The sequence below is a fragment of the Leptotrichia sp. OH3620_COT-345 genome (assembly GCF_003932895.1).
GTDB lineage: Bacteria > Fusobacteriota > Fusobacteriia > Fusobacteriales > Leptotrichiaceae > Pseudoleptotrichia.
In genome coordinates this window covers 15,189-37,987 of record NZ_RQYW01000016.1, presented here as the reverse complement: position 1 = coordinate 37,987, position 22,799 = coordinate 15,189, and the positions used below count along the sequence as shown (strand labels likewise).

The window sequence follows — 22,799 nt, the reverse complement described above, 5'->3', positions numbered from 1 at the left end:
TTTCCTATTTTTTCTCATCTACATTTGAAATTTTCCATCGTCCATTTTCATTTGTCATTTTCCATGTTACTATATAATAATTACTCTCCGAGCCATAATTTACTATCATTATACCCTTCACTTTGTTTTTTGAAATGACTTTTACTTCTGAAAATATAAATGTCAATTTCGAAAGATTATATTGTTTGATATTGTTTACAATAATATTATTTTTAAATGTAGGTAAAAAAAATTCTTTTAATTTATCATATTTATTAAAATTTGCAGCTTCTTTTAATTCTTCAATTGTATCTGTGACCTCAGTGTTGATTTTTTCTGTTTCAACACGAGTTAAATTAACAGTAGTGCAATTTATAAAAATCAACAAAATCGGTAGAAATAAATATTTTTTCATATTCCCTCCAAAAATTTCGCTCTTTAATTTTAGCACACTTTTTTTCCTTATTCAAGCCTATATCAAAATTAAATTACCGTTTTTTTAATCTATTACATTTAACTTCTCCATCTTTTATGTTGCCACATATATTGTCCGGGATTTTCTCTTATTATTTCCTCAAATTTATAGAATATCTTTTGCATGTTGTACTTTACAGTTTCCTTAAAATTTTCTTTTTTTTCTATCTCTATAATTTCTTTATTTATAATTTTAATTTTTTCCTCTTCAAATACTGAATATGCAAGAACTAAAGGAACCTTATACTTCAGTCCCAGCAAAATCGGTCCTGATACTGCCGTCGTTTTCTGTCCGAAATACTCTACGGGTATATCATCAGCATGATGATCGGAAGCAAGGGCAATTATCGTTTTACTTTTTAAAGCATTATTTAAAGCTTCGGAATCTCTCAAAGCTATTGAATTAAGTCCTCCTTCTCTTCTCCATTTTGTCATCAAATCATTCAGTTTTCTATTTTTCTGCTTTCTGAAAACTGCATAAAATTCTCTTATATTTTTCATAACACTTCCTGCTTCAAATCCCCCAAAATGAAGTGAAACAATTATAACTGCCTTTTCATTTTCACATGCTTTTATCATTAGTTCCTCATTTTCAACTACCGTATTCCCGTTTGAAGTTATTTCTTTAAGATAAATTGAAGTCATTATCATCTTTCCCATTGTTCTGTAAGATTCTTTTGCTATGTCCATTATTTCCTTTTCATTTTTTTCGGGAAAAGCCCTTTTTATATTTCCTATCGTGAGTTCTCTTCTTTTTTTTATCAGATAAAAAGCCATTATCCCCATATTTTCAAAAAATTTGTATCTTAATTTTAATGGAAACAGTGACAATGTTTTTCTAAAAAATATTGCAATCCATCCTTCAATATTTTCTCCTATTTTATACTTCATATAAAGTCCGTCCTTTTAATGAAAATTCCGTAAATCTTTATTTAGTCAAAAGAGAGCATATTACCTACGCTCTCTTACCGTGAAAATATTATTTATTATTTTCTTATTCCCAATTTTTGAATTAATTCTCTGTAGTTGTCCACATTTTTATTTTTTACATAATTCAGTAATCTTCTTCTTTTACCTACCATTTTTAACAATCCCACTCTTGAGTGAACATCTTTAGGATGTATTCTCAAATGCTCTGTCAAATGATTTATTCTTTCTGTAAGTAAAGCAATCTGAACATCTGCAGATCCCGTATCCTGTGCATTTTTACCGAATGCATTGATTATTTCCTGTTTTGATTTCATTGCCATTATCTTTCCTCCTAATTTATATTATTTAATCCAAGAACATATTGGCAACTTATGTTCATAGAAAAAATTCCTTATTATGTTACCATATTTATTTCATTTTGTAAAGCCTGTAAATACAAATTATACCTAAATATTTTTATTTTAAAAACTCACTTACAATTAAATCATAGTCCAGTTCACCTTTATACACTTCTGCAATTTTATTTCCGTCTATTTTTAGATTAAACGGAAATGCCTGAACTTGGAACGTTCTCAATGTTTCTCCATCCTTGTCGTAGTATACAGGGAAAGTATACTCATTATTTTTTATATAATTTTTTACTTCATCCAAACTCGAATTCACATTTGAATATACAACAACTACGTTTACCTTATCTTTGTATTCATCATAAAATCTCTGTATTTCAGGAGCTTCAGACTTACAGTGCGGACACCACTCGGCAGCCATGACAAATAAAGTTTTTTTCCCGTTATTAATCAACTTTGAACTTTCATACTTTTTTCCCTCAAGATCTTGAAGTTTGAAGTCGGGTATTTTTGCATTAGGCTCAGGTTTAACTGAAACTTCTTTGCTACATCCCAATGCAAATATTATCATCATTAATAAAAATATTATTTTTTTCATTTTACACCTCTTAATTTTAATTTTCAACAAATTCTACTTCACTGTTCTTTTATTTCTTTTTGAATTTTATTTTTAAATACTTATAAATGCTTCGTATTCAGGCTCTAAACGATATCCATATTCTTTCGCAATTTGAAAATATAATTTCGCTTTCTTTTTATTTTTCTTATTGTAATAATAAACTCCTAAATTATGAAAAGCCGTTTCATTAAGTTTTATAGCAGCTCTTAAATTCAATACCTTGACATTTTTGTCCGTTTCAGGATAATAAAGGCTCAAATCTACTGTCGAATAATCATCTCCATTTTCCGACAGTCTTTCAAGGATTTTTTTTGCAGCCTTATTACTTCTCTGAGTTCTGTATTGTTTATTTTTTTTATTTTTGTCATTTTTCCCCTTATCTGATTCTTCAAGAAGATTTGCAAGTCTGTACCCTGCAGAAATCGATCCTGAAGAATAAGCTCTATTATATATATCTTTTGCTTCTTTCTGCTTATTTTTCTCTTCGTACAGTCTCCCTAAATATGACATTATGTCAATATCATTCTTTTGAACTGATTTCAGATAATTTTCTTCAGCTTTATCATATTTTTTCAAATTTTCATAAACAAATCCCTTATATCCTGTGATAAGTGAATCTTCCGAAGATGTATCTTCAAGAACTCTAAGAGCCAAATTATAATTTTTGCTCATATTTACAAGCTTATAAGCCAGTTCAAAAGAAGCTAAATAATATTTGTTTTCTGAAAAAAGATCATTGTATATCCGAACTGCTTCCTCATCTTTATTTTCAGTTTCCAGTTTTTTCGCTTTGGAATATAATGCCGGAGAATATCCCTCAGACAAAAACTCCCTCAATATGTTATATGCTGTGTCATAATTTGAAAATTTTTCCAAAACGAGAGTCCCCAGTTCCTTTTTTTCATCAGGAGTTATTACATTGTTTTTCAACTTTTTATTCAGTTCCTCTATTCTCTTATATACTCCTGTAAGACTTTTATTATACTCATAGGAATATAAAGAATATATCTCTCCATGTTCCTTACCTTTTTTCAAATATTCCTGTGCCTTGGAAAATTCCAACTTATCCTGAAAAATATTTCCTAATACATAATATGCCTTATAATTGCCTTGACTTGCAGCATTTTCAAGCATACCTACCACTTTTTCTTCAGGATCATTTTTTTCTTTCATTATGAGAGCTTTGTAATATTCAGCATTGCCTTTACTTTTATTCAGATATTTGTTAAAAAATTCTTCTCCCGATATTCCCCAATATACATAAGCAAGAGAAAATACATCCATGTTTCCATCTTTTGCAGCCTGCTCAAGATTTGCAGTTATATACTTTTCATCTTTTTTTCTTAAAATTCCCAACAGACCGTTTTCAAGAGCATCATATCCCCTGTCAGTTTTCCCGCATGATAGTATAATCAACGGAAATAAAATCATACATACTATTTTTTTCATAGCTAACTCTCATCATCCTTCATATCCACAAAATTAATTTATTTCACTCCTGTTCCCGTTTTTATTCCATTATCCACTTCTATTAAACGCATTTTCTTTTTTTCAGCTGTTGTCAGCAGCATTCCTTGAGATATTTCCCCTTTCAAGGTAACCGGTTCCAAGTTTAAAACTGCCGTTACCTTTTTTCCTATCAATTCCTTTTCGTCAGGATACCATTTTGCTATTCCTGATATAATTTGTCTTTTTTCGGTTCCCGTATCTACAATAAATTTCAGCAGTTTATCTGCATTTTTCACTTTTTCCGCTTTAACTATTTCCACAACTTTAATTTCGACTTTTGAAAAATCATTAATTGTTATCGGATTTTCTATATGAAGATTTTCATTATATTCCTTTTTTTCCTCTTTTTCAGTTTCAATTCTTGGAAATAAAGGTATTGCTTCATTCAATTTCGTCCCCACAGGATAACTTCCCCATTCTTCCACATCTTTTAATTTCAACAGATTGAAATCTACGTTTAAACCTAACTGCTTTGTTATTTTTTCAGCAGTTTCAGGCATAAAAGGAAAAATTAACATTGCAGTTTTATAAAGGGAATCTACCAGATTGTACATTACAGTGGAAAGTCTGTCTTTATTTTTTTCGTCTTTTGCCAAATTCCACGGTTCACATTCATCAATATATTTATTCATCCTCGATATAAATTTCCATATATCTTTCAATGCTTCGGAAAACTGATATTCGTTCATATGATTATCCAATTCCGTTAAAGTTTTTTTCCACAGTTCCTTTATTTCACTATCATATATATCTTCGATCTTATTCAGTATCACTTCTGAATTAAAATACTTTTTTTGCATACCTATTGTCCTATTCAGCAAATTTCCTAAATCATTTGCCAAATCTGAATTTATTCTCTGAGTCATTGCTTTTTTTGAATAATCCGCATCTTGTCCGAATGTTGCTTCCCTCATTAAATAATATCTGAAAGCGTCTAATCCGTATTTTTTTACTTCTACTTCAGGATTTACCACATTTCCAAGAGATTTTGACATTTTTTCACCTTCTACAGTCCACCAACCGTGGGCTGCTACCGTGTCAGGAAGCTTTATTCCCGCCGACATAAGCATTGCAGGCCATATAATCGCATGAAACCTGAGTATATCTTTTCCTATTACATGAACTACTTTTCCATCATGCCATATCTTTGAAAACCTGTCATCATCTTTTTTAAACTCTGCTCCTGTAAGATAACTGGTCAGTGCATCAAACCATACATATATTATATGACCTTCTTCAAGCTCGAGAGGTATTCCCCAATCAAATGTAGTTCTTGATATGGACAAATCCTGCAATCCCTGTTTTATAAATGCTACAACTTCATTTTTCTTGCTTTCGGGCTTTATAAAGTCAGGATTTTCTTCAATATGTTTTAAAAGGGCATCCTGATATTTGGATAATTTGAAAAAATATGAAACTTCCTTTACATCTATAACTTCTTTTCCCATATATTTTCCATCTACAAGCTGACTTTCAGGTACGAATGTTTCCTCAGAAACACTGTATTTTCCTGTATACTCGCCTCTATATATATCTCCGTTATCATTTACTCTTTTCACTATTTCTCTTACACTGTTTATATGTCTTTCCTGAGTGGTTCTTAAATAATCCGTATTGGATATATTAAGTTTTTCCCACAGATTTGTAAAATTCAGTGACATTTTATCTACCCATTGTATAGGGGTATATCCATTTTTCTCAGCTGCTTCCTGTATTTTCTGACCATGTTCATCCACTCCGGTCATAAATGATACCTCAAATCCTTTAATTCTCTTATATCTGGAAACTACATCACAAATAATCGTTGTATATGCAGTTCCTACATGAGGAGCTGCGTTAGGATAGTATATCGGTGATGTGATGTAAAATGAATTGGACATTTTTATTCCTCCCTGTTACATTTATTATTGATTATTTATTTTTTTACTTTATATTTATCTATATATATTTCATAAGCTTTTCTTCCCGCTTCATGTATTTTTTCTTTGACAATTTTCGTTGCGGCTTCTATGGAAATTTCTCCGGAGATATAAAACGGCTCTCCCACATAATGAATATTTCTTGAAAACGGTTTAGGGATTTCCAGTCTGTCCCATAAATTTTTCAAAACCCATTTTTTACTACAATAAGAACTTACACAAATCATAGGAAGACCCGTTTTCTGGGCGATATAAATTGCTCCCGCTTTAGGCTCAAATATGGGACCTTTAGGCCCGTCTATAGCTATTCCCAATGTATAACCATTTTTAGCATATCTTACAGCTTCTTTCAGGCTTTTTATATTATCTCTGTTTGAAGATCCTCTTATAAGTTCATTTCCTTCTCTTTTTAACACTTCTGAAAGTATCTCTCCGTCATTTGATGCACTCACCATAGAGGCCTTCTTTTTTATTATTCTTGTGGCATTACATACTGTGAATATTTTCCTATGCCAGAATACAACTATATTCTGATTATTCATATATACATTTTCTCCATAATAATACTCTTTTTTTGTAGTAAAACTGAGCATTCTGTAAATCCAATGAAAAATTATTCCCATAAATTTATATTTATTCATATTTTCTCCGAATTTAATGTTTTTTAATACACGAAATCAAATTTAATCCAAGCCATGAAGAGCTTTGAAATGCTTGGCTATATCAAGTATTCTGTCTTCAATAACTTCATTTGTCTGATCCGTAATTGCATTTGTACAAACCAGTGTTCCATATCCGTAAAGAAAATACCATAATCTCATAACTGACATTTTAGCCTCTTCTTCAGGTAGTTGAGGAAAACTTTTCAACAATTCTTCTTTACTCAAAAGTCTTGTAATAGTTTCATCAAACAATGCTTTGAAACCTTTTGAGCCATCCAGAAATATTGCTCTGTACAGTTCTTTTTCTTCCCTTGCAAATACTATAAAACCTATTGCATTATTCAATATTTTCCTTTCGGAATTCCCTTTTTCCGAATAAACTTTACTTAAATATTCGTTTAATTTGTCTTCAGCAAGTTTTACAATTTCTTCTTTTAATTCTTCTATTGTAGAAAAATTAGCGTAAATCGGTGCTGTCGATCCTTTAAATTTCCCTGCTATTTTTCTTGCACTTATATTTTTTATTCCCTCATACTTCATTATTTCATATGTAGCTTTAATTATGTCTTTTTTTGTAAATTTTACTTTTGGCATAACTTTTCTCCCGTTTCTCCTGATTATATATTTTTATAATTTTTTATATATACAAAACTTCCAGTTGTCAAACTGTTTTTCCTCACTTAATCTCCATTCATTATAATTAACTTCCGGAAAATATGCATCCGCTTCTTTGTCGGAAAATTCTACATGACTTATATACAACTTATCCGTATATTTCAAAGCTGCTTTATATATTTCCGCTCCTCCTATTATGAATACTTCTTCTTTTACATTCTTAAAATCTCTTATTACATTTTGAAAATCATTATATATGTTTATTTGAAAAATATCTTCGTCTTTTCTAGTCAAAGTTCTTGATATAACTATATTTTTTCTTCCCGGTAATGCCTTTCCTATACTTTCGAAAGTCTTACGACCCATTACTACGGTTTTTCCCATAGTTATTTCTTTAAAATTTTTCAAATCTTCAGGAATATGCCATAAAAGTCTATTTCCTTTTCCTATTTCTCTATTTTTACCCATTGCAACTATTATACTAAACATTTCAATCCTTTTTATAAATATATTTTAATAATCTTATACCGCAACTTCAAATTTTATTACAGGATGACTTTCATAATTTTCCAGTTTTATATCTTCAAACTTGAGTTCATTAAAAGGCTTATCGGCAATTGTAATTTTTGAAAGTTTTAACGGTTCTCTTTTAAGCTGTTCTTTCAATCCTTCAATATGATTTTCATAAATATGTGCATCAATTATAGTATGTGAAAACTCTCCCGCTTGATAACCGCACTCTTTTGCAATCATCATTGTAAGCAGCGAATAACATGCTAAATTAAATGGTATCCCCAAAGCTATATCTCCACTTCTTTGAGTAAGATGACAATTCAGTTTATTACCAAGCACATTAAATGCAAATGTATAATGACAAGGAGGTAATTTGCTTATTGAAGCATTTCCCGGATTCCATGCCAACACAATAAGTCTTCTTCCATTTTTATGATTAGGATTTGTTTTCATTTCTTTTAATGTGTCTATTATATACTGTATCTGATCAAAAACAAGCTGACCGTTCTTTTCTCGTGTGGTCCACCTGTTATTTTCATCTGTAAAAACTTCTCCATCCAAAGAAATCTCAGGTACAGGGTATCTTCTCCAAAATCTTCCATATGCTGTTTCAAGTCTGCCTTCTTCATCTGCCCAAGCATCCCATATTTTAGTTTTTGTTCTTAAATTTTTTATATGCTCTTCCCCTGTTAAATACCAGAACAGCTCATGCAACATTGAATTGAAGTACATTTTTTTTGTTGTAAGTAAAGGAAACCCTTTGCTCAAATCAACTTTATATGTGTAAGCAAAAGCGGAAATGGTGTCCACTCCTGTTCTATTTTCTTTTTTTACTCCATTTTTTATAACATAATTTACAAGTTCCAGATACTCTTTCATTTTCTTAATTTACCGTTTTTAATCTCTAACAGAAATTATTTAAAAAACAGAAAACAATTTCTATTTTTAAAATGACTCCTGCACTAAGATTACAGTAAACTTACCTCCTTCTTTCTTATAGTTTATATATTAATATTCAAAATTGTTCTGTCTTAATGCTTCGTACAAAATAATTGCCACAGAATTTGACAAATTAATAGAACGACCTAAAGGAAGCATAGGAATCGTAATATTATTTTCTTTATATCTATTCAGTATTTCTTCTGGTATACCTTTTGATTCAGGACCGAACATGATATAATCATTCTTTTCATATTTAATATCTGAATATTTTTTTTCTGTTTTAGTCGTTGCAAAATATAAATTTGCATTTTTATTTTCTATATTTTCTTTTAAAAAATGTTCAAAATCCTCCCAGATGTATAACTGTACATCTTTCCAATAATCAAGTCCTGATCTTTTTACAGCTTTTTCGTCTAAGGAAAATCCCAAAGGCTTTATTAAATGTAATCCTGTATTTGTCAGAACACATGTTCTTCCTATGTTTCCGGTATTATATGGAATTTCAGGATTTAGCAGAACAATATTCATCAAATCACCTTTCTAAGTTAAATTTTTTGTTTATCCGTCCATAAGTTTTTTATAGTCTGAAAGTTTTATTTTATCCGTATTCAATTTTTCAAGTTTTTTGGTAATGTTATCCCCTCTTGTAAATCCTCCAAAACTGTTTTTAGAGTTAACATGAGTTATTGCAATGGCAAGAGCATCGGCAGCATCATCCGGTTTAGGTACTTCGTCCATTCTAAGTATAACTTTTACCATTTCCTGTATCTGTTTTTTATCGGCCCTTCCATATCCGGCTATTCCCATTTTCACCTGCAACGGTGTATAACTGAATAAATTCATCCCGTTTTTCTGACCTACAAGAGTTATCACTCCTCTTGCCTGACCTACTTTTACTATAGTTTTCTGATTTTTAAAAAAATACAACTCTTCTATGGCCATATCAATAGGTTTCCATAATTTTATAATTGTATTCAGACCGTCATAAATTTTTTCAAGTCTTGCAGGCATATCTTCATCTTTATCCGTATAAATACAACCGTAATCAAGAACTTCATATTTGCCTTTTTCAAAGTCAACTATTGAGTATCCTACTATGGCCGTTCCCGGATCGATACCTAAAATTCTCATATTTCTCCTAAGGTTCCAGTTAAATTTATTTGGGTTTTATTATAACATACAAATGTTATTTTTTCAATCTGAAAATCTGAACAAATGTTCATTGTTTGATAGGTATTTAAAAATATTTTTCATATAATTTAAAATAAATTTTTTCAGTATAATTATGTTTTTTAACAGTTAATTTTTTTCATGAGTACTCATTGCTTACCCTACACCTTCTGACGGTTACAATTTTTTATCCTTCATAAACACTCATTATGTTTTGAAAATGTCAAACTTACTACACTCAAACAGCTGCTTTCCTTATCGATATATCTTCATATTTCTTCAAAAAATCCTGAATGTCGGAAATTTTACTTTTACTTCAATTATATACTTTTGTTATTACTGTTACAATATTTTTGCTATACTTCCATTTAAAATATTTTCTTTAGATTTCAATTCTTCTTCAACATTCAAATTTTGTAATGTAAAAAATTCTTAAATAAACAACATAAAAATATCCTTTTTGGTTTTTACAACAAACGGATATTTTTGAATAATCACAAAATTTTGATTTTAATTTTTTTAATAAAGTCTTTTTTACAAGAAAAGTCTCAAATATTCTTCCAATCTTTTTAAAAAGTATAAAAAATACCGAAAACTTTCTAGAAATTATTAATTTTTTTAAAAAATATATAAATAAATTTAAGAATTATAACAAATTCTTGCTAAAAAAATTATAAAAAATATTTTTCTCTTTTTATATAAACAGAATTTAATCCTTTTTTTACAATCCCTGCAACTCCCTTAAATTCTTTCTGTCCTGTCATTTTATTTTCCATATACACTTTATATTTTGTATTTTCATTCAGTTTATCTATTTCTTTAAACTTATTAGTTTTAAATAAAACTGTCATTCCATTTTTTAATTTTCTGTATTTTTCCTCATTTACGGTCATTTTATCATAATCAAAAATACATTCAACATTTTTTAATTTAGTTATATTTTCAATTTCCAAAACAGTTAAACTTTCGTTTATCTTTTCTATATTTTTCATACTCACGGCTTCTTCAAGAGCAAAGTTTCCTATCCTTGTCCTTACAAGCTTTGTCATTGTTGCGTAAACTCCAAGTCTGTCACCTATATCCTTGACCAAGGTTCTTATATATGTACCGCTGCTTACATCTGCATAAAAAAATATTTTAAAAGATTTTCCTCTTTCTATTTTTATCTTCTTAATAGAATTTATTTTTACTTTTCTCGGTTTCCTTTCTACTTCAATGCCTTTCCTTGCAAGCTCGTATAATTTCTTTCCACCCATTTTTATAGCTGAATACATTGGGGGAAATTGCTCTATACTTCCTAAAAAACTTTTTATTACTTCGATTATTTTTTCATTACTTATTTCAATTTCCTCTTCATATTTATGAATTATCATTCCTTCAGTATCGTAAGTATCTGTCTGATATCCCAATTCCATTTCTATGTAATATTCTTTATCTTTTTTCATTAGACTATCAGAAAACTTTGTTGCTCTGTTCAACATTATTATCAAAAGGCCTTCAGCCATAGGATCAAGAGTCCCTGCATGACCGCTTTTATCAGCATTTAAAAGCTTTTTAAGTCTATTGACCGCTCCGAAAGAGCTTATCCCTTTTTCTTTATTCAGCAAAATAATTCCATCTGTTAAAAATTTATTATTCTTTTTCATTTCTCTTCCTTTAATTTCATATAACTTATAATATTATTACATTATCGGCGATACTACTTTAAACAGTGAGTTTCTTATTTTTCTCCAAAATACCATTTTTTTAAGATTTCCTACTTCAATTTTTTCACATTTTTCTAAATCTTTATAAAATTGCTCTTTCATATCTTGACTGATTTCCTCATTATAAAAAACTGTATTTACTTCATAATTTATTTCAAAACTTCTCATATCAAAATTACATGTTCCCATTGTAGAAAATTTACCATCTGTAACAATATTTTTACAATGCAAAAAGCCTGCATTATATCTGTAAATTTCTACTCCTGCCGAAAGAAGTTCTTCAAAATATGTTTCTGCAATCCAATACGGTATTTTTTTATCAGGAACTCCTGTTATCATAATTTTTATTTTTATCCCTGAAAGAGAGGCTATCTGTAATTGGGATATAAGGGACATATCAGGAATAAAATAAGGGCTCTGTATTAAAACTTCTTCTTTAGCTACGGCTATCATCTTTGAATACATATACTTCAATGAAGCCCAGACAGTATCAGGACCGCTTGAAGATACCTGCATTAAATATGAATTATCTCCTGCAACTCTATTTTCCTTTATTATTCTATCTATCTTTTCTTTTTCAAAATCTTCTTTTCCTCCACTATTTAGCCAATCTGCCGCAAATATTGCTAAATAGTGAATTACGAGTTCTCCTTCTATTCTTATATTAGTATCCCTCCAGCTTTTAAATCTTTTCCCTCCTGTTATATATTCTTCTCCAAGGTTCATTCCACCGGTATGTAATATTTTATGATCAATTATAGTCATTTTTCTATGATTTCTGTAATTCAGTTTTGATATTTTATATTTTATATCCAGAAAATATCTGAATTCCACCCCTACTTCAGACAACTCTCTCCTATATTTTCTTGAAATAGTCCCCATAGAACCCATACCATCAAACAGAAGTTTTATTTTTACTCCTTGCTTGGCTTTTTTTATAAGAAGATTTTTTATTTTTTCACCAAGTTCATCTGAACGCCATATAAAATATTCCATATAAATGACTTCTTTTGCATTTTCAATATCTCTAATAATCGATGCAAAAGCTTCTCTTCCGTCATAAAACATCTTATATGAACTGTTATTTGTCAAATAGGTTCTTTCAGTTTCATATAGCAATTTCACAATTTCCTTTTCTTCTTCTCCAAGAATAAAATTTTTCATTATTTCTTCTAAATTTTTAACTCTTAGTTCTTTTGAATCAAAAAATTGCTCAGGATCATATTTCATAAAATTTCCTGAAAAACTGTTTAAAATACTTGTCCTTCTTTTTTTATTTCCATTCCCGGTTATTCTGTTTTTTCTCCAATTCACTCCAAATACAATATATAGTATAAAACCGAAAATAGGAAATACAGTAATTGTAAATATCCATGCTACCATACTTTCAGGTGATTTTTCCGAAACAAGTATCCCAATAAGGAAAATAATATATAATGCAAGATGAATATGCTCTATTGAAACGATCCATACTAATAAGTTCCCCAAATCATTAAACATACAGATTTCCTCCATTCATTTTATTTTTATCCCTGATTAACTAAAAATTCCTGTTTTATTATACATAGTATCATTTTTAAAAAATATTTTCAAACTTGCATTTTTTCTTGCTATGCTTTTTGAAAAAAATTTTAAACTCAAATTATTTTATATTTACAAACTCCATTTGCTAAAAATCACAGACTTGCTCCATTTAAATACTGATTTTTCTTTATTTTCATTCACACATTTTTTTGTTGAAATATTTTGAATACTGATTTTTATCTTTTTTGGAAAGCACTAAAAAATATAATTTTATTCTTAATTCCATATCATCTTACATTTCTCAAATATTAGTTTTTTTCTTCCAGACATTCAGAATTTTTCAAAAAAATATGAAATTATCCTATTTAGGAAAACAACTGACTAAAACATTAAAATTTTCTTATTTTCCAAGCATAACAAGTATTTTTGAAATTTAAAAAATTTTACAATCGGTAGCAAAAATATGTAAAAACCACAATGAATCTTCATAAAAAAATCAAAAAAATAACTTTTTAAAAGTATTATTTTCCTTTTAAAAAGTTATTCTCAAATAAATATTTTTATTTTACAGTTTTTTATTTAATATAAGCTATAGCTTCTATTTCAACAAGAGCTCCTTTAGGTAATTTAGCTACTTCAAAAGCTGATCTCGCAGGATAAGGTGCTTCGAAATATTCTGCATATATGTTGTTTACAGGGACAAAATCAGATATTTTGTCAAGCAGTACAGTTGTTTTTATTACATTTGCCATTGTAAATCCGTTATTTTCCAATATTGCTTTCATATTTTCCAGAGCTTGTTTTGCCTGCCCTTCAACTGTATCCGAATCAATATTTTGAGTTTCAGGATTTATTCCCAACTGCCCGGATATATACATAAAATCTCCTACAATTCTGAATGCTGAATAAGGTCCTACCGCTTCAGGTATTTTTTTCATTTTCATTACCTCCGTAAATATTTAGATTTTTCTTCTAATATATTCTAGCATATTTTTTTTATATAACAAATATTTTTTTATAATTTTTTTTAAATTTAAGAAAAAAATATTATCTTGTGCTTTCAAAAGCTAAAACTAAGACTTAAATAATGAAGATATATTGACATTTTTTTATTATGAGTTATAATATTAATGACAATTAAGAGAGGATGTGGTTTTATTATGAAAATCATTATTAGCGGAAAACAGTTGAAAATTACGGATGCAATTAAAAGCTATACTGAGGAAAAAATTAATAAAATTTCGAAGTATACTGATGCTATAACTGAAGTCGATGTTGTCTTAACAGTTGAAAAAAAGAAAACTGAGGGGGATGTCCATAAAGCTGACGGTTTAGTTTATGCGAGCGGAACAAAAATAAAAATAGAAGCAAGAAATAGTGATTTATATGCCGCTATTGATGAACTATCCGAAAGATTGGAAAGACAGGTAAGAAAATATAAAGAAAAACAGAAAGATCATAATAAAAAAGGAAGTCATTAATAATAAATGAAAATTTAAAATAAAATTACTTTTCCAATAAATAAAAAAGCCGTTTCAGATTTAAGTATAAATATACTTTTATCGAAGCGGACTTTTATTTTAATATTGTAGATGTTATGATAAAAAAATCTTGTTCCGACGTTCAAAATTTCAAAAAAATATGAAATTATATCAAAAAGGGGGAATAAGCTGTCCAAATCCATTAAATCTCATATTCTCTAAACATAATTTATGTTTTTGAGAACTAAAAAAATTTTTTAACCAGTAACGGGAATATAAGGACAACAATAAAATTTCATGGAAAAAATAATTTAATCACTTTTTATCTTTCTAACCGCTTTTTGAAATTTTTCTTTAGAAATATTAAAAGAATTTAATGCAGCCAACAACTGTTTTGAATTATAATAACCTATTTTCAATATATCTCCCAACTTAATCCTGTTCCGTCTCGAATCTGTTCCAAAACACAGTCCGTTTACCATCAAATCTCGAATTGTAAAAATATATTTTTGATTGTTGCCAATTTTCTCCCTATACTTTATCACATTTGAAAGAGCTTCAATTATAACTTCATCTGAAGCATTTTCTACACCTACGTTATTTCCTTTTATTGCATTTTTTCTTTCTATAAACACATGTTTGATATTAGGAATTTTTTCTTTAAGCACATTTCTTATTTTCTTCCCTGCATGATCAGGATCAGTCAATAGTATAATATCATTATATTTTGACAGTTGGAAAAGCCGAGTAACAGATTTTTTCGTAATCCCTGAAAATCCGTTTAAAGCTATAATATGACCATCTACCACTCTTTTCAAAGCAGTTATATCATCTCGACCTTCTACAACAATAATTTCACTAATTTTCATTTTTTTCTTTTTCATTAAATTTCCTTAAATTACTTTATATTATAATCTTCAAGAATTTTTAAAAGTAAATCCCATGTATCTCCCACAGACTTTATATCCATCTTTTCCTGAGGCGAATGTGCACCATATATATTAGGACCTATTGAAACTACATCAAGTTCATTTATTCCGTCTGCAAAATAACCGCATTCCAATCCTGCATGAATTGCTTTTATTTCAGCGTCCTTCCCTGTAACTTCCTTAAAAGATTTTACTATCAACTCTCTTATTCTGGAATCTTTTTTATATTCCCAAGACGGATAAACAGTATCTACTCTTAAATTTGCCCCGTGTTTTCTTGCAGAATCAGTAATTTCAGTAAGCACATTTTGTAATGAACTGTTTACGGAACTTCTTGATAGTGCTCTAAAAATAATTTGAACATTTTCTCCTACTCTTTCGGTTTTTATTACCCCTAAGTTAGTGGAAGTTTCTACAAGTCCTTCAATTTCCTTGCTCATATCTCTTACACCGTTATGAAATTCATGTAAATAAGTAATTATATTTGCCGTATCCGACTGAGAAATTTCAGCCGCTTTTTTACCAAGTTCTTCTATTTTAATTTCTTTTACTTCCAAAATAGGAGATTCATCAATTACTTTAAAATCTTTTAAAATATTTTCAAAAGCGAGACTTGCAGCTTTTCTGAATTCATTTAAAGAGCTTCCATCAAGGTTTACATTAAGTTTTACCGAGGCTTCTCTCGGGATGACATTTACTTTTTCTCCTCCATCTATGTGAATCAACCTTATGGAATAACCTTTACTCAAATGATATAGCAGCTCACCCAAAATTTTGTTTGAATTACCTAAATTTTTATGTATTTCTGCTCCTGAATGTCCTCCTGAAAGTCCTTTCACTTCTATTGAAATTAAAACTGAATTTTCAGTTTTAATTTTTTTAGGAGAAAATATGAATTGGGTAGTCGTTCTACCGCCTCCTGCACTGCTCACATAAATCTCTCCATATTCTTCCGTATCCAGATTAATAAGTGTCTTTCCCTGAAAAATCGAATAGTCAAGATTACTTGCACCTGTCATTCCGTCTTCTTCATCGGTTGTTATTAAAATTTCAAGTGCAGGATGTTTTATGTCATCACTGTCTAATATTGCTAAAACATAAGCTACTGCAATTCCATCATCTGCACCGAGTGTAGTTCCGTCAGCTTTCAGAAATCCATCTTCCACTACAAGTTTTATTCCCTGAGTTTCAAAATCAAATTTCGTATCTTTATTTTTCTCCCATACCATATCCATATGCCCTTGTAAAATCAGCGGAGAAAAATCTTCATACCCTTTTGTCGCTTTCTTTTTAATAATAACATTCAAAAATTCATCCTGAATTACTTCAAGTTTTCTATCTTTAGCAAACTTTACTAACCAATCACTAATTTTTTTTTCTTTTTTCGACCCTCTCGGTATTTTTGAAATTTCACTGAAATAATAAAAAACTTTTTCAGGGTATAACTCTGCAACATTCATATTTTCTACACCTTCCTTTTCAATATTTAATTATTTTATTTTCAATAACTTATTAAATAATCGAATCAAAAAGTTCTTCAAGTAAAACCATTTCTTTTTGAGTCAAATCATGCCCCGATTTTAATTTCTGTAAAAGAGGATTATCTTCTGCCAGACTGCTTCTTTCCAAAATTTTTATCACTAATCTTTTGTAAAACTCCATTTCTGTTAAAGCTATGTAAAATATAGCTTTCTCCTTTCATAAATAATTATAATTTTTCTTTGTTATTTTTTCAATTCATTAAAAGAGAGTTGAATTATATTACTTTTTGTAATTGAACTTAAATGTATCCCTATTAATTTCACTTCATCTTTTTTCTTTAAAAGTCTGAAATTTTCCATTGCTGAATTAAATATATATTCAGTATCATCAACGGCAAATTTTAATGTCTTTGCTTTAGTGTAAGTTACAAAATTTGAATATCTTATTTTCAATGTTACAGTTTTAGCAAATTCCTTATTTTCTTTAAGTCTTTTACTTAATTTCTCCGCCTGAATCTTTAATTCATCCTGCAATTCAAGAATATCATTCATAGACTGATTAAAAGTAATTTCATGACCGTATGATTGTCTTTTACGGTTATTATCAATATCCGAATACTGTATACCTCTGATTACATTATACAGATATTCACCCCTACTTTCACCAAATTTTTTTATAAGTTCCCTTTTTTCTACTTTATAGAGTTCAGAAACTGTAAAAATATTAAAAAGCTTAAGTTGTTCTCTTGTTTTTTTTCCTATTCCCGGAATAAGAGACAAGTTTTTGTCCTTTATATATTCCAGAAATTGCTCTCTATTGTAAAAAATGAAATAATTATCAGGTTTATTAATATCACTGGCAATTTTTGCACTTACTTTACTGAACCCTATACCGACAGAACATGTCAAACCTACATTTTTAAAAATATATTTTTTAAATTTGATAATAAATTTCTCAATATTATCGGTTTTCACAAACTCGGTAATATCTATATAACCCTCATCTATAGAAGTAAATTCATATTTATTTGTAAACTTTTTTATTAAACCTTGAATTTCTTTACCTATATTTGAATAATAATTTTTTCTCACAGGAAGAAGTTTCAAATTAGGACACAGTTTTTTTGCAGTAACTGTAGGCATAGCTGATTTTACTCCAAATTTCCTTGCTTCATAATTTGCAGTAGTCACTACTCCGAATCCCACTGCAATGGGTATTCCCTTTAACTGAGGATTATCTCTCTGCTCCACTGAAGCAAAAAAAGCATCCATATCATAATGTAGGAAAATTTTTTCAGATGAATAACTTCTCTCCATTTTCAGTTTCCTTCCATTTTTTATACAGTATTGAATTTTCCTCTTTCTATTTTATACTTGTATTTCGCCAAATTTGCAAGCTCCGTACTATGAGTCACGATAATAATGGATTGTTCTTTTTCTTCATTAATTTTTTTGAAAAGGTTGTTTATAACACTGCTCGTTTCAGTATCCAAATTTCCTGTAGGTTCATCAGCCAAAATAATTTCAGGATTATTTATCATTGATCTTGCTATCGCCACTCTCTGTTTCTCTCCTCCTGACAGCTCTAACGGTTTATGAGTCACTCTTTCTTCCAAACCTACAAGTTGCAACAGCTCCTTAGCCTTTTCTCTTATTTCCTTTTTATCCCTCTGTTTATTAATGAGAGCCGGGATCATAACATTTTCAAGAGCGGTAAATTCATTTAGTAAATAGTGAAACTGAAACACAAATCCTATTTTTTCATTTCTTATTATATTTTTTGTCTTTTCATTTTTATAATTTACAGGCTTTCCATCTATTTTCATTTCTCCGTCTGTAGGTATGTCAAGAAGTCCCAATATGTTTAAAAGTGTTGTTTTCCCACTTCCCGATTTTCCCTGTATGGAAACAAAATCTCCTCTTCCAAAAGATAAATTTACACCTTTCAGTATGTGTATTTCTTCCACTTTAGTTTTATATATCTTATTTACATTTTTTAGTTCCATTATTGTATTATTCATGTTTCAATGCCTCCACAGGTTTCATTCTGGATGCTCTTACAGCGGGATAAATCGTAGAAATAAATACTACTATAAAAGTCACCGCATACACTATTGTAATCTCATTTACGGATATATACAAAGGCAGTTCTTCCAGATAGTAATAGGAGTTTTTCATATATATTTTGAATAATTTTTTCAATATGATGAGTACTACAGGAGATATTACACTTGCCAGCAACATTCCCGATATACCTATTATCAGACCTTCTATAGTAAATATTCTCCGTATATTTGCATTTGTATAGCCGATAGACTTCAATATCCCTATATCTTTTATCTTTTCCCTTACAATCATATTTAGTATTACTGATACGGCAAAGCAGGCTATTATAAGTAACAGACTTAAAATAGCCACTAAAACAAATTTTTCAAACTGAACCGCATTAAGGAGATTCTGGTTTATATGTTTCCAGCTTAATACTCTGTACTCATTTTCAGGTAAATTTGAAAGTACACCGAGCAGCGGACTTTCTACTTTTTGAGGATTTTCTACTTTTATTCCGACTTCTGTTGCTACTTCTCCTCTTTCAGTAAGAATTTGCATTGTTTTAAGAGGAACTATAACTAAATTTGAATCGTAATCAAGAAATCCGGTTTTAAAGATTCCCCTTACTATAAGTTTTATTTCTTTATTATCTGCTGATACAAGACTTAATTCATCTCCCGGAGCTATTTCCATTTCCTTTGAAAGCTCTTCTCCTATAAGAATTGAATTAAGTTCATTTATATTATTATTTCCTTTAAGTATTTTCAAATTCAAATCATTTTTTACATTTTCCGCTTCAATACCGTCTGCAAGAACACCTTTGGCAAAACCTTCAAATTTTATTATTGACTGACTTCTTATTTGAGGGATAATGGCTTTCACTCCTTTTATTCCCTTAGTTTTTTCCAATATCTCCTGATAACTTTCAAAATACGTATCCTTGGCATTTTTTATTAAAATATGAGGACTTAATGTAAGAAGCGAAGTAATCATATTTTTTTCAAGACCGTTTGACACGGTGAGAGAAACTACAAAAACTGTTACTGCTATTGCTACTCCCAAAACTGAAAATATACTTTGAAATTTTCTTTCAACTATATGTCTAAACGCTATAAATAATTCTACCATTTTTCTCCCTTATTTGACATCATCGGACATATCCGATGTTATATTATAATTTCTCATAAGTTCCGCTTTCTGAGCCTCTACTTCCTTTACATCAAGAACTATTTCTTCTCCTCTATCATTTTCAAATATTATAAACTCAGATTTCACATTTTTTACTTTATGGACAAAATCTTTGAAATCCTTATATTTTTGTCCATTTACTTTTGTAATTATAGTATTACCTTCTTCTGCATATCCTAAGTTTACATCAAAAGCTAAAACTCTCACTAATACCACAAGTTCAGAATAATCTTTAAATGCCTCCTCTTTTTCATAAACGGAAGAAAGAGCTCCTTGTACTATATTCATATAGTTATTAGTTAAAGGTTCAAATAACAGTCCTCCATAAACAAGATATGACGGCGGTGTTTCCAATGTAACTTCCTTTACTACACTGTAATTTATATCTCTCTTATCAAGTTTTACCTGACCGGTCTGTCTTTTTTTATCTCTTATTATTTCATATGTTATTGTATCACCGTATTTTTTCTGTTGATTTACATATGAAAAATCGGTTTTTTCATTTTTTCTGAATTCTACAGTCCCGTCATATTCAATAGGGCTGTTATCCAATTTTAATAATACATCATTTCTTTTCAATACATTTTCAAAAGGTGAATTTTTAAACACTTTTTTTATAAGAACACCCCGAGAGTTATTTTCAAGTCCCAACATTTTTCTGTGAGAAGGACTTTCCAATTTAGAATATTGTAAACCTAACCCAGGTGCTCCATCATAATTTCCATCTTTTATATCATCCAAAAAATGTTCAAGTATATTCACAGGTATAAAATATCCTATATTATCCGCTGAACTTATTCCTGCAAAAGCCACTCCAACAATTTTATTTTTACTTGTAACAGGGCCTCCGCTATTTCCCCTGTTTATTGCAGCATCAGTCTGACCTATGAGAAATCTCTTATTTGTCAATGTATATGCGCTATGCTCCATTCTCGATACAATTCCCTGTGTCGTGCTTAATTTGTCTCCGCCTAAAGGATAGCCATATACAGTGACATTTTCCCTTATTTGAGGCAATGTTCCCAATTTTAAAGAAACCGTTCCGTTAAAAAATGATTTATCCTCTACTTCTATAAGTGCCAAATCATATTCTTCAGAAACAAACTTAACCGCCGCCTTATATTTTTTTGAATCTCCTTCTTTTCTTATCTGAAGGAACTTCGAGTTTAAAACTGCATGAGCGTTTGTTATAATTTTATTTCCCTCTGTTATAAATCCTGTTGCAGTAGAATTAAAACTCTGTCCATATTGCCAAGGTGCTGTATAATCAAACAGTTGATGCGAAGTATATACTTTAATCAGTGCCTTTTTTATTACTGCATCATTTGCAGACACTAACATACTCAATATTAAATATATCATTACTAATATTTTTTTCATTTTTCCTCCTGAATAATTGTTTTATTTTTGTACAATCAATTTATCTCCTGTATATTTTTGTACAAGCTTTACAAACAGTAAATCATTTTCCATATTCAGCCTGTACTTTATTCTCTTTTTATCTTCCGTAATAATTTCAAGACATTTATCAAATTTTTTTACGCTTATCCTATCAATCTTTACAGTAGCTTCTTTTATTTTATTCATATTTATTTGAGTTTTATCTGAAATAATCATGTTTTCCTTAATAATAATCTTATATTTGAAAATTATCCATATTGAAAATAAAGTATAAACAATCAATACTCCTATTAAAATCAATTTAAAAAAAGTAAGCCTTTCTATTCCTCTTAAACCTTTATACAATGAATAGAATGCCACAAATAAAAGCATTACAAAAAAAATAGATGATGAAATGATGTATCTTTTATTTACTCTGAAAATATACATGTTTTTTTCATCTTCTATTTTATATTCCTCAAGTTTTTTCTTATAGATTTCCATATTATACAAGTTCAACATTTTTCCCCTTCTTTATCTAAATATAAAATTCATCTAAAAATAAACATTTTTTCAAATGCATACATTATTCATTTTATTATTCTATGATTTTATAAGTAATTTCTCCTTCTTTTTTTAAGTTTAACCTATCACGGGCAACTCTTTCTATTTTTTCCTCTTCACTGAAATTCTTTATATTGCTTTCAAGTTTTTTCTTTTTTTCAGCATATTCCTGCACTTCTTTTTCAGTATTTTTTATTTCCCTGTTTACTTCCTTTTTTATTAAATAAGTTTCAAATGTCTGATAAAAAATTACACCTATCATAACAAAGAAAAATAAATTAAAAACAAAAAATATTCTTTTTCTTGCCATTTTTTCTCCTAATTTTTCCAATTTTCACTTTTACATATTTACTTTTTCATTTCTTATTTTCTCTATTTCCTTGATAAAACTGTCCAGACTGTCAAATTCTTTATATACTGACGCAAATCTTACATATGCTATTTCATCTAAATCGAGCAGATAAGAAATTATAATATTCCCTAATTCACTGGACTTTATTTCACCCGAATATTCAGTTAAAATAACTCTTTCAATTTTATCAACAACTTCTTCAACTTTTTCAGAATCTACATTCCGTTTTTCCAATGCACGTATAATTCCGTTATAAACTTTTTTCCTTGAATAAGGCTGTTTTTCTCCGTTTTTCTTTATTACATACAGTGCCAAGTCTACTACTTTTTCATGAGTAGTAAATCTTTTTCCACAATTTTCACAGACTCTCCGTCTTTTGATGGAATTTCCATCCGAATAAGCTCTGCTATCAATTACTTTTGTATTTTCACTGCCGCAAAATGGACATTTCATAATTTCCCCTTAC

The 22,799-nt window shown here is 29.2% G+C and carries 26 protein-coding genes; 1 reads left to right on the top strand and 25 read right to left on the bottom strand.

The annotated features are described in order from the left end of the window. Positions 1 to 4: 4 nt before the first annotated feature. From EII29_RS09215 to EII29_RS09145, 15 genes are all read right to left on the bottom strand, one after another. Entirely contained in the window at positions 5 to 394 is a 390-nt protein-coding gene (locus tag EII29_RS09215; RefSeq protein WP_125237238.1) for a hypothetical protein, read from the bottom strand. 98 nt (positions 395 to 492) lie between these two features. After that, positions 493 to 1,344: a lysophospholipid acyltransferase family protein gene (locus tag EII29_RS09210; protein WP_125237237.1), complete on the bottom strand. Its 852-nt coding sequence runs from the start codon at positions 1,342 to 1,344 to the stop codon at positions 493 to 495. Between the two features lie 95 nt (positions 1,345 to 1,439). Continuing rightward, entirely contained in the window at positions 1,440 to 1,703 is a 264-nt protein-coding gene (gene rpsO / locus EII29_RS09205) for a 30S ribosomal protein S15 (RefSeq protein WP_125237236.1), read from the bottom strand. A 136-nt stretch (positions 1,704 to 1,839) separates the two neighbouring features. Beyond that, the gene (locus EII29_RS09200; RefSeq protein WP_125237235.1) at positions 1,840 to 2,328 is read right to left on the bottom strand and encodes a TlpA disulfide reductase family protein; all 489 of its coding nucleotides are present in this window, start codon (positions 2,326 to 2,328) and stop codon (positions 1,840 to 1,842) included. 72 nt (positions 2,329 to 2,400) lie between these two features. Continuing rightward, positions 2,401 to 3,798, bottom strand: coding sequence for a tetratricopeptide repeat protein (locus tag EII29_RS09195; RefSeq protein WP_125237234.1), 1,398 nt, complete (start codon positions 3,796 to 3,798; stop codon positions 2,401 to 2,403). Positions 3,799 to 3,836: 38 nt separating this feature from the next. Continuing rightward, entirely contained in the window at positions 3,837 to 5,738 is a 1,902-nt protein-coding gene (gene metG / locus EII29_RS09190; RefSeq protein WP_125237233.1) for a methionine--tRNA ligase, read from the bottom strand. A 35-nt stretch (positions 5,739 to 5,773) separates the two neighbouring features. Further along, positions 5,774 to 6,418: a lysophospholipid acyltransferase family protein gene (locus EII29_RS09185; RefSeq protein WP_125237232.1), complete on the bottom strand. Its 645-nt coding sequence runs from the start codon at positions 6,416 to 6,418 to the stop codon at positions 5,774 to 5,776. A 42-nt stretch (positions 6,419 to 6,460) separates the two neighbouring features. Further along, entirely contained in the window at positions 6,461 to 7,033 is a 573-nt protein-coding gene (locus EII29_RS09180; protein ID WP_125237231.1) for a TetR/AcrR family transcriptional regulator, read from the bottom strand. Positions 7,034 to 7,066: 33 nt separating this feature from the next. Beyond that, positions 7,067 to 7,543 (bottom strand): dihydrofolate reductase, encoded by a 477-nt coding sequence (locus EII29_RS09175; RefSeq protein ID WP_125237230.1) that lies wholly within the window; start codon positions 7,541 to 7,543, stop codon positions 7,067 to 7,069. A gap of 33 nt (positions 7,544 to 7,576) precedes the next feature. Beyond that, a complete protein-coding gene (thyA, locus tag EII29_RS09170) occupies positions 7,577 to 8,446 on the bottom strand; it encodes a thymidylate synthase (RefSeq protein ID WP_125237229.1) in 870 nt (289 codons plus the stop codon). Positions 8,447 to 8,575: 129 nt separating this feature from the next. Next, on the bottom strand, positions 8,576 to 9,037 hold the full coding sequence (locus EII29_RS09165) for a tRNA (cytidine(34)-2'-O)-methyltransferase (RefSeq protein ID WP_125237228.1): 462 nt from the start codon (positions 9,035 to 9,037) through the stop codon (positions 8,576 to 8,578). Positions 9,038 to 9,067: 30 nt separating this feature from the next. After that, entirely contained in the window at positions 9,068 to 9,640 is a 573-nt protein-coding gene (ruvC, locus tag EII29_RS09160) for a crossover junction endodeoxyribonuclease RuvC (RefSeq protein ID WP_125237227.1), read from the bottom strand. Between the two features lie 710 nt (positions 9,641 to 10,350). Next, complete coding sequence (truB, locus tag EII29_RS09155; protein ID WP_125237226.1) at positions 10,351 to 11,325, bottom strand: tRNA pseudouridine(55) synthase TruB; 975 nt, start codon at positions 11,323 to 11,325, stop codon at positions 10,351 to 10,353. Positions 11,326 to 11,361: 36 nt separating this feature from the next. Beyond that, positions 11,362 to 12,885 carry a cardiolipin synthase gene (gene cls, locus EII29_RS09150; protein WP_125237225.1) on the bottom strand — a complete coding sequence of 508 codons (1,524 nt, stop codon included), beginning with the start codon at positions 12,883 to 12,885 and terminating at the stop codon, positions 11,362 to 11,364. 599 nt (positions 12,886 to 13,484) lie between these two features. After that, entirely contained in the window at positions 13,485 to 13,847 is a 363-nt protein-coding gene (locus EII29_RS09145; RefSeq protein WP_125237224.1) for a Rid family detoxifying hydrolase, read from the bottom strand. 222 nt (positions 13,848 to 14,069) lie between these two features. On the opposite strand from EII29_RS09145, the gene raiA reads away from it, so the two are divergent. After that, positions 14,070 to 14,390: a ribosome-associated translation inhibitor RaiA gene (raiA, locus tag EII29_RS09140; RefSeq protein ID WP_125237223.1), complete on the top strand. Its 321-nt coding sequence runs from the start codon at positions 14,070 to 14,072 to the stop codon at positions 14,388 to 14,390. A 311-nt stretch (positions 14,391 to 14,701) separates the two neighbouring features. On the opposite strand, the gene rnmV is transcribed toward raiA, so the two are convergent. The 10 genes from rnmV to nrdR form a co-directional block, all read right to left on the bottom strand. Then, the gene (rnmV, locus tag EII29_RS09135; protein ID WP_199726070.1) at positions 14,702 to 15,274 is read right to left on the bottom strand and encodes a ribonuclease M5; all 573 of its coding nucleotides are present in this window, start codon (positions 15,272 to 15,274) and stop codon (positions 14,702 to 14,704) included. 14 nt (positions 15,275 to 15,288) lie between these two features. Next, positions 15,289 to 16,779, bottom strand: coding sequence for an aminoacyl-histidine dipeptidase (locus EII29_RS09130; RefSeq protein WP_125237222.1), 1,491 nt, complete (start codon positions 16,777 to 16,779; stop codon positions 15,289 to 15,291). 52 nt (positions 16,780 to 16,831) lie between these two features. After that, positions 16,832 to 16,981 carry a hypothetical protein gene (locus EII29_RS12715; protein WP_199726069.1) on the bottom strand — a complete coding sequence of 50 codons (150 nt, stop codon included), beginning with the start codon at positions 16,979 to 16,981 and terminating at the stop codon, positions 16,832 to 16,834. Positions 16,982 to 17,043: 62 nt separating this feature from the next. Beyond that, positions 17,044 to 18,117, bottom strand: coding sequence for a DNA polymerase IV (gene dinB / locus EII29_RS09125; RefSeq protein ID WP_125237221.1), 1,074 nt, complete (start codon positions 18,115 to 18,117; stop codon positions 17,044 to 17,046). 20 nt (positions 18,118 to 18,137) lie between these two features. Beyond that, a complete protein-coding gene (locus tag EII29_RS09120; protein WP_125237220.1) occupies positions 18,138 to 18,821 on the bottom strand; it encodes an ABC transporter ATP-binding protein in 684 nt (227 codons plus the stop codon). Continuing rightward, positions 18,814 to 19,977 (bottom strand): ABC transporter permease, encoded by a 1,164-nt coding sequence (locus EII29_RS09115; RefSeq protein WP_125237219.1) that lies wholly within the window; start codon positions 19,975 to 19,977, stop codon positions 18,814 to 18,816. Before EII29_RS09115 ends, EII29_RS09120 begins: the two co-directional genes overlap by 8 nt. Before the next feature lie 9 nt (positions 19,978 to 19,986). Beyond that, entirely contained in the window at positions 19,987 to 21,417 is a 1,431-nt protein-coding gene (locus tag EII29_RS09110) for a serine protease (RefSeq protein ID WP_125237218.1), read from the bottom strand. A 21-nt stretch (positions 21,418 to 21,438) separates the two neighbouring features. Further along, on the bottom strand, positions 21,439 to 21,939 hold the full coding sequence (locus EII29_RS09105; protein ID WP_125237217.1) for a hypothetical protein: 501 nt from the start codon (positions 21,937 to 21,939) through the stop codon (positions 21,439 to 21,441). Between the two features lie 76 nt (positions 21,940 to 22,015). Then, positions 22,016 to 22,291 (bottom strand): septum formation initiator family protein, encoded by a 276-nt coding sequence (locus EII29_RS09100; protein ID WP_125237216.1) that lies wholly within the window; start codon positions 22,289 to 22,291, stop codon positions 22,016 to 22,018. 30 nt (positions 22,292 to 22,321) lie between these two features. Then, positions 22,322 to 22,786, bottom strand: a complete 465-nt coding sequence (gene nrdR, locus EII29_RS09095) for a transcriptional regulator NrdR (RefSeq protein ID WP_125237215.1) — start codon at positions 22,784 to 22,786, stop codon at positions 22,322 to 22,324. Positions 22,787 to 22,799 lie beyond the last annotated feature (13 nt).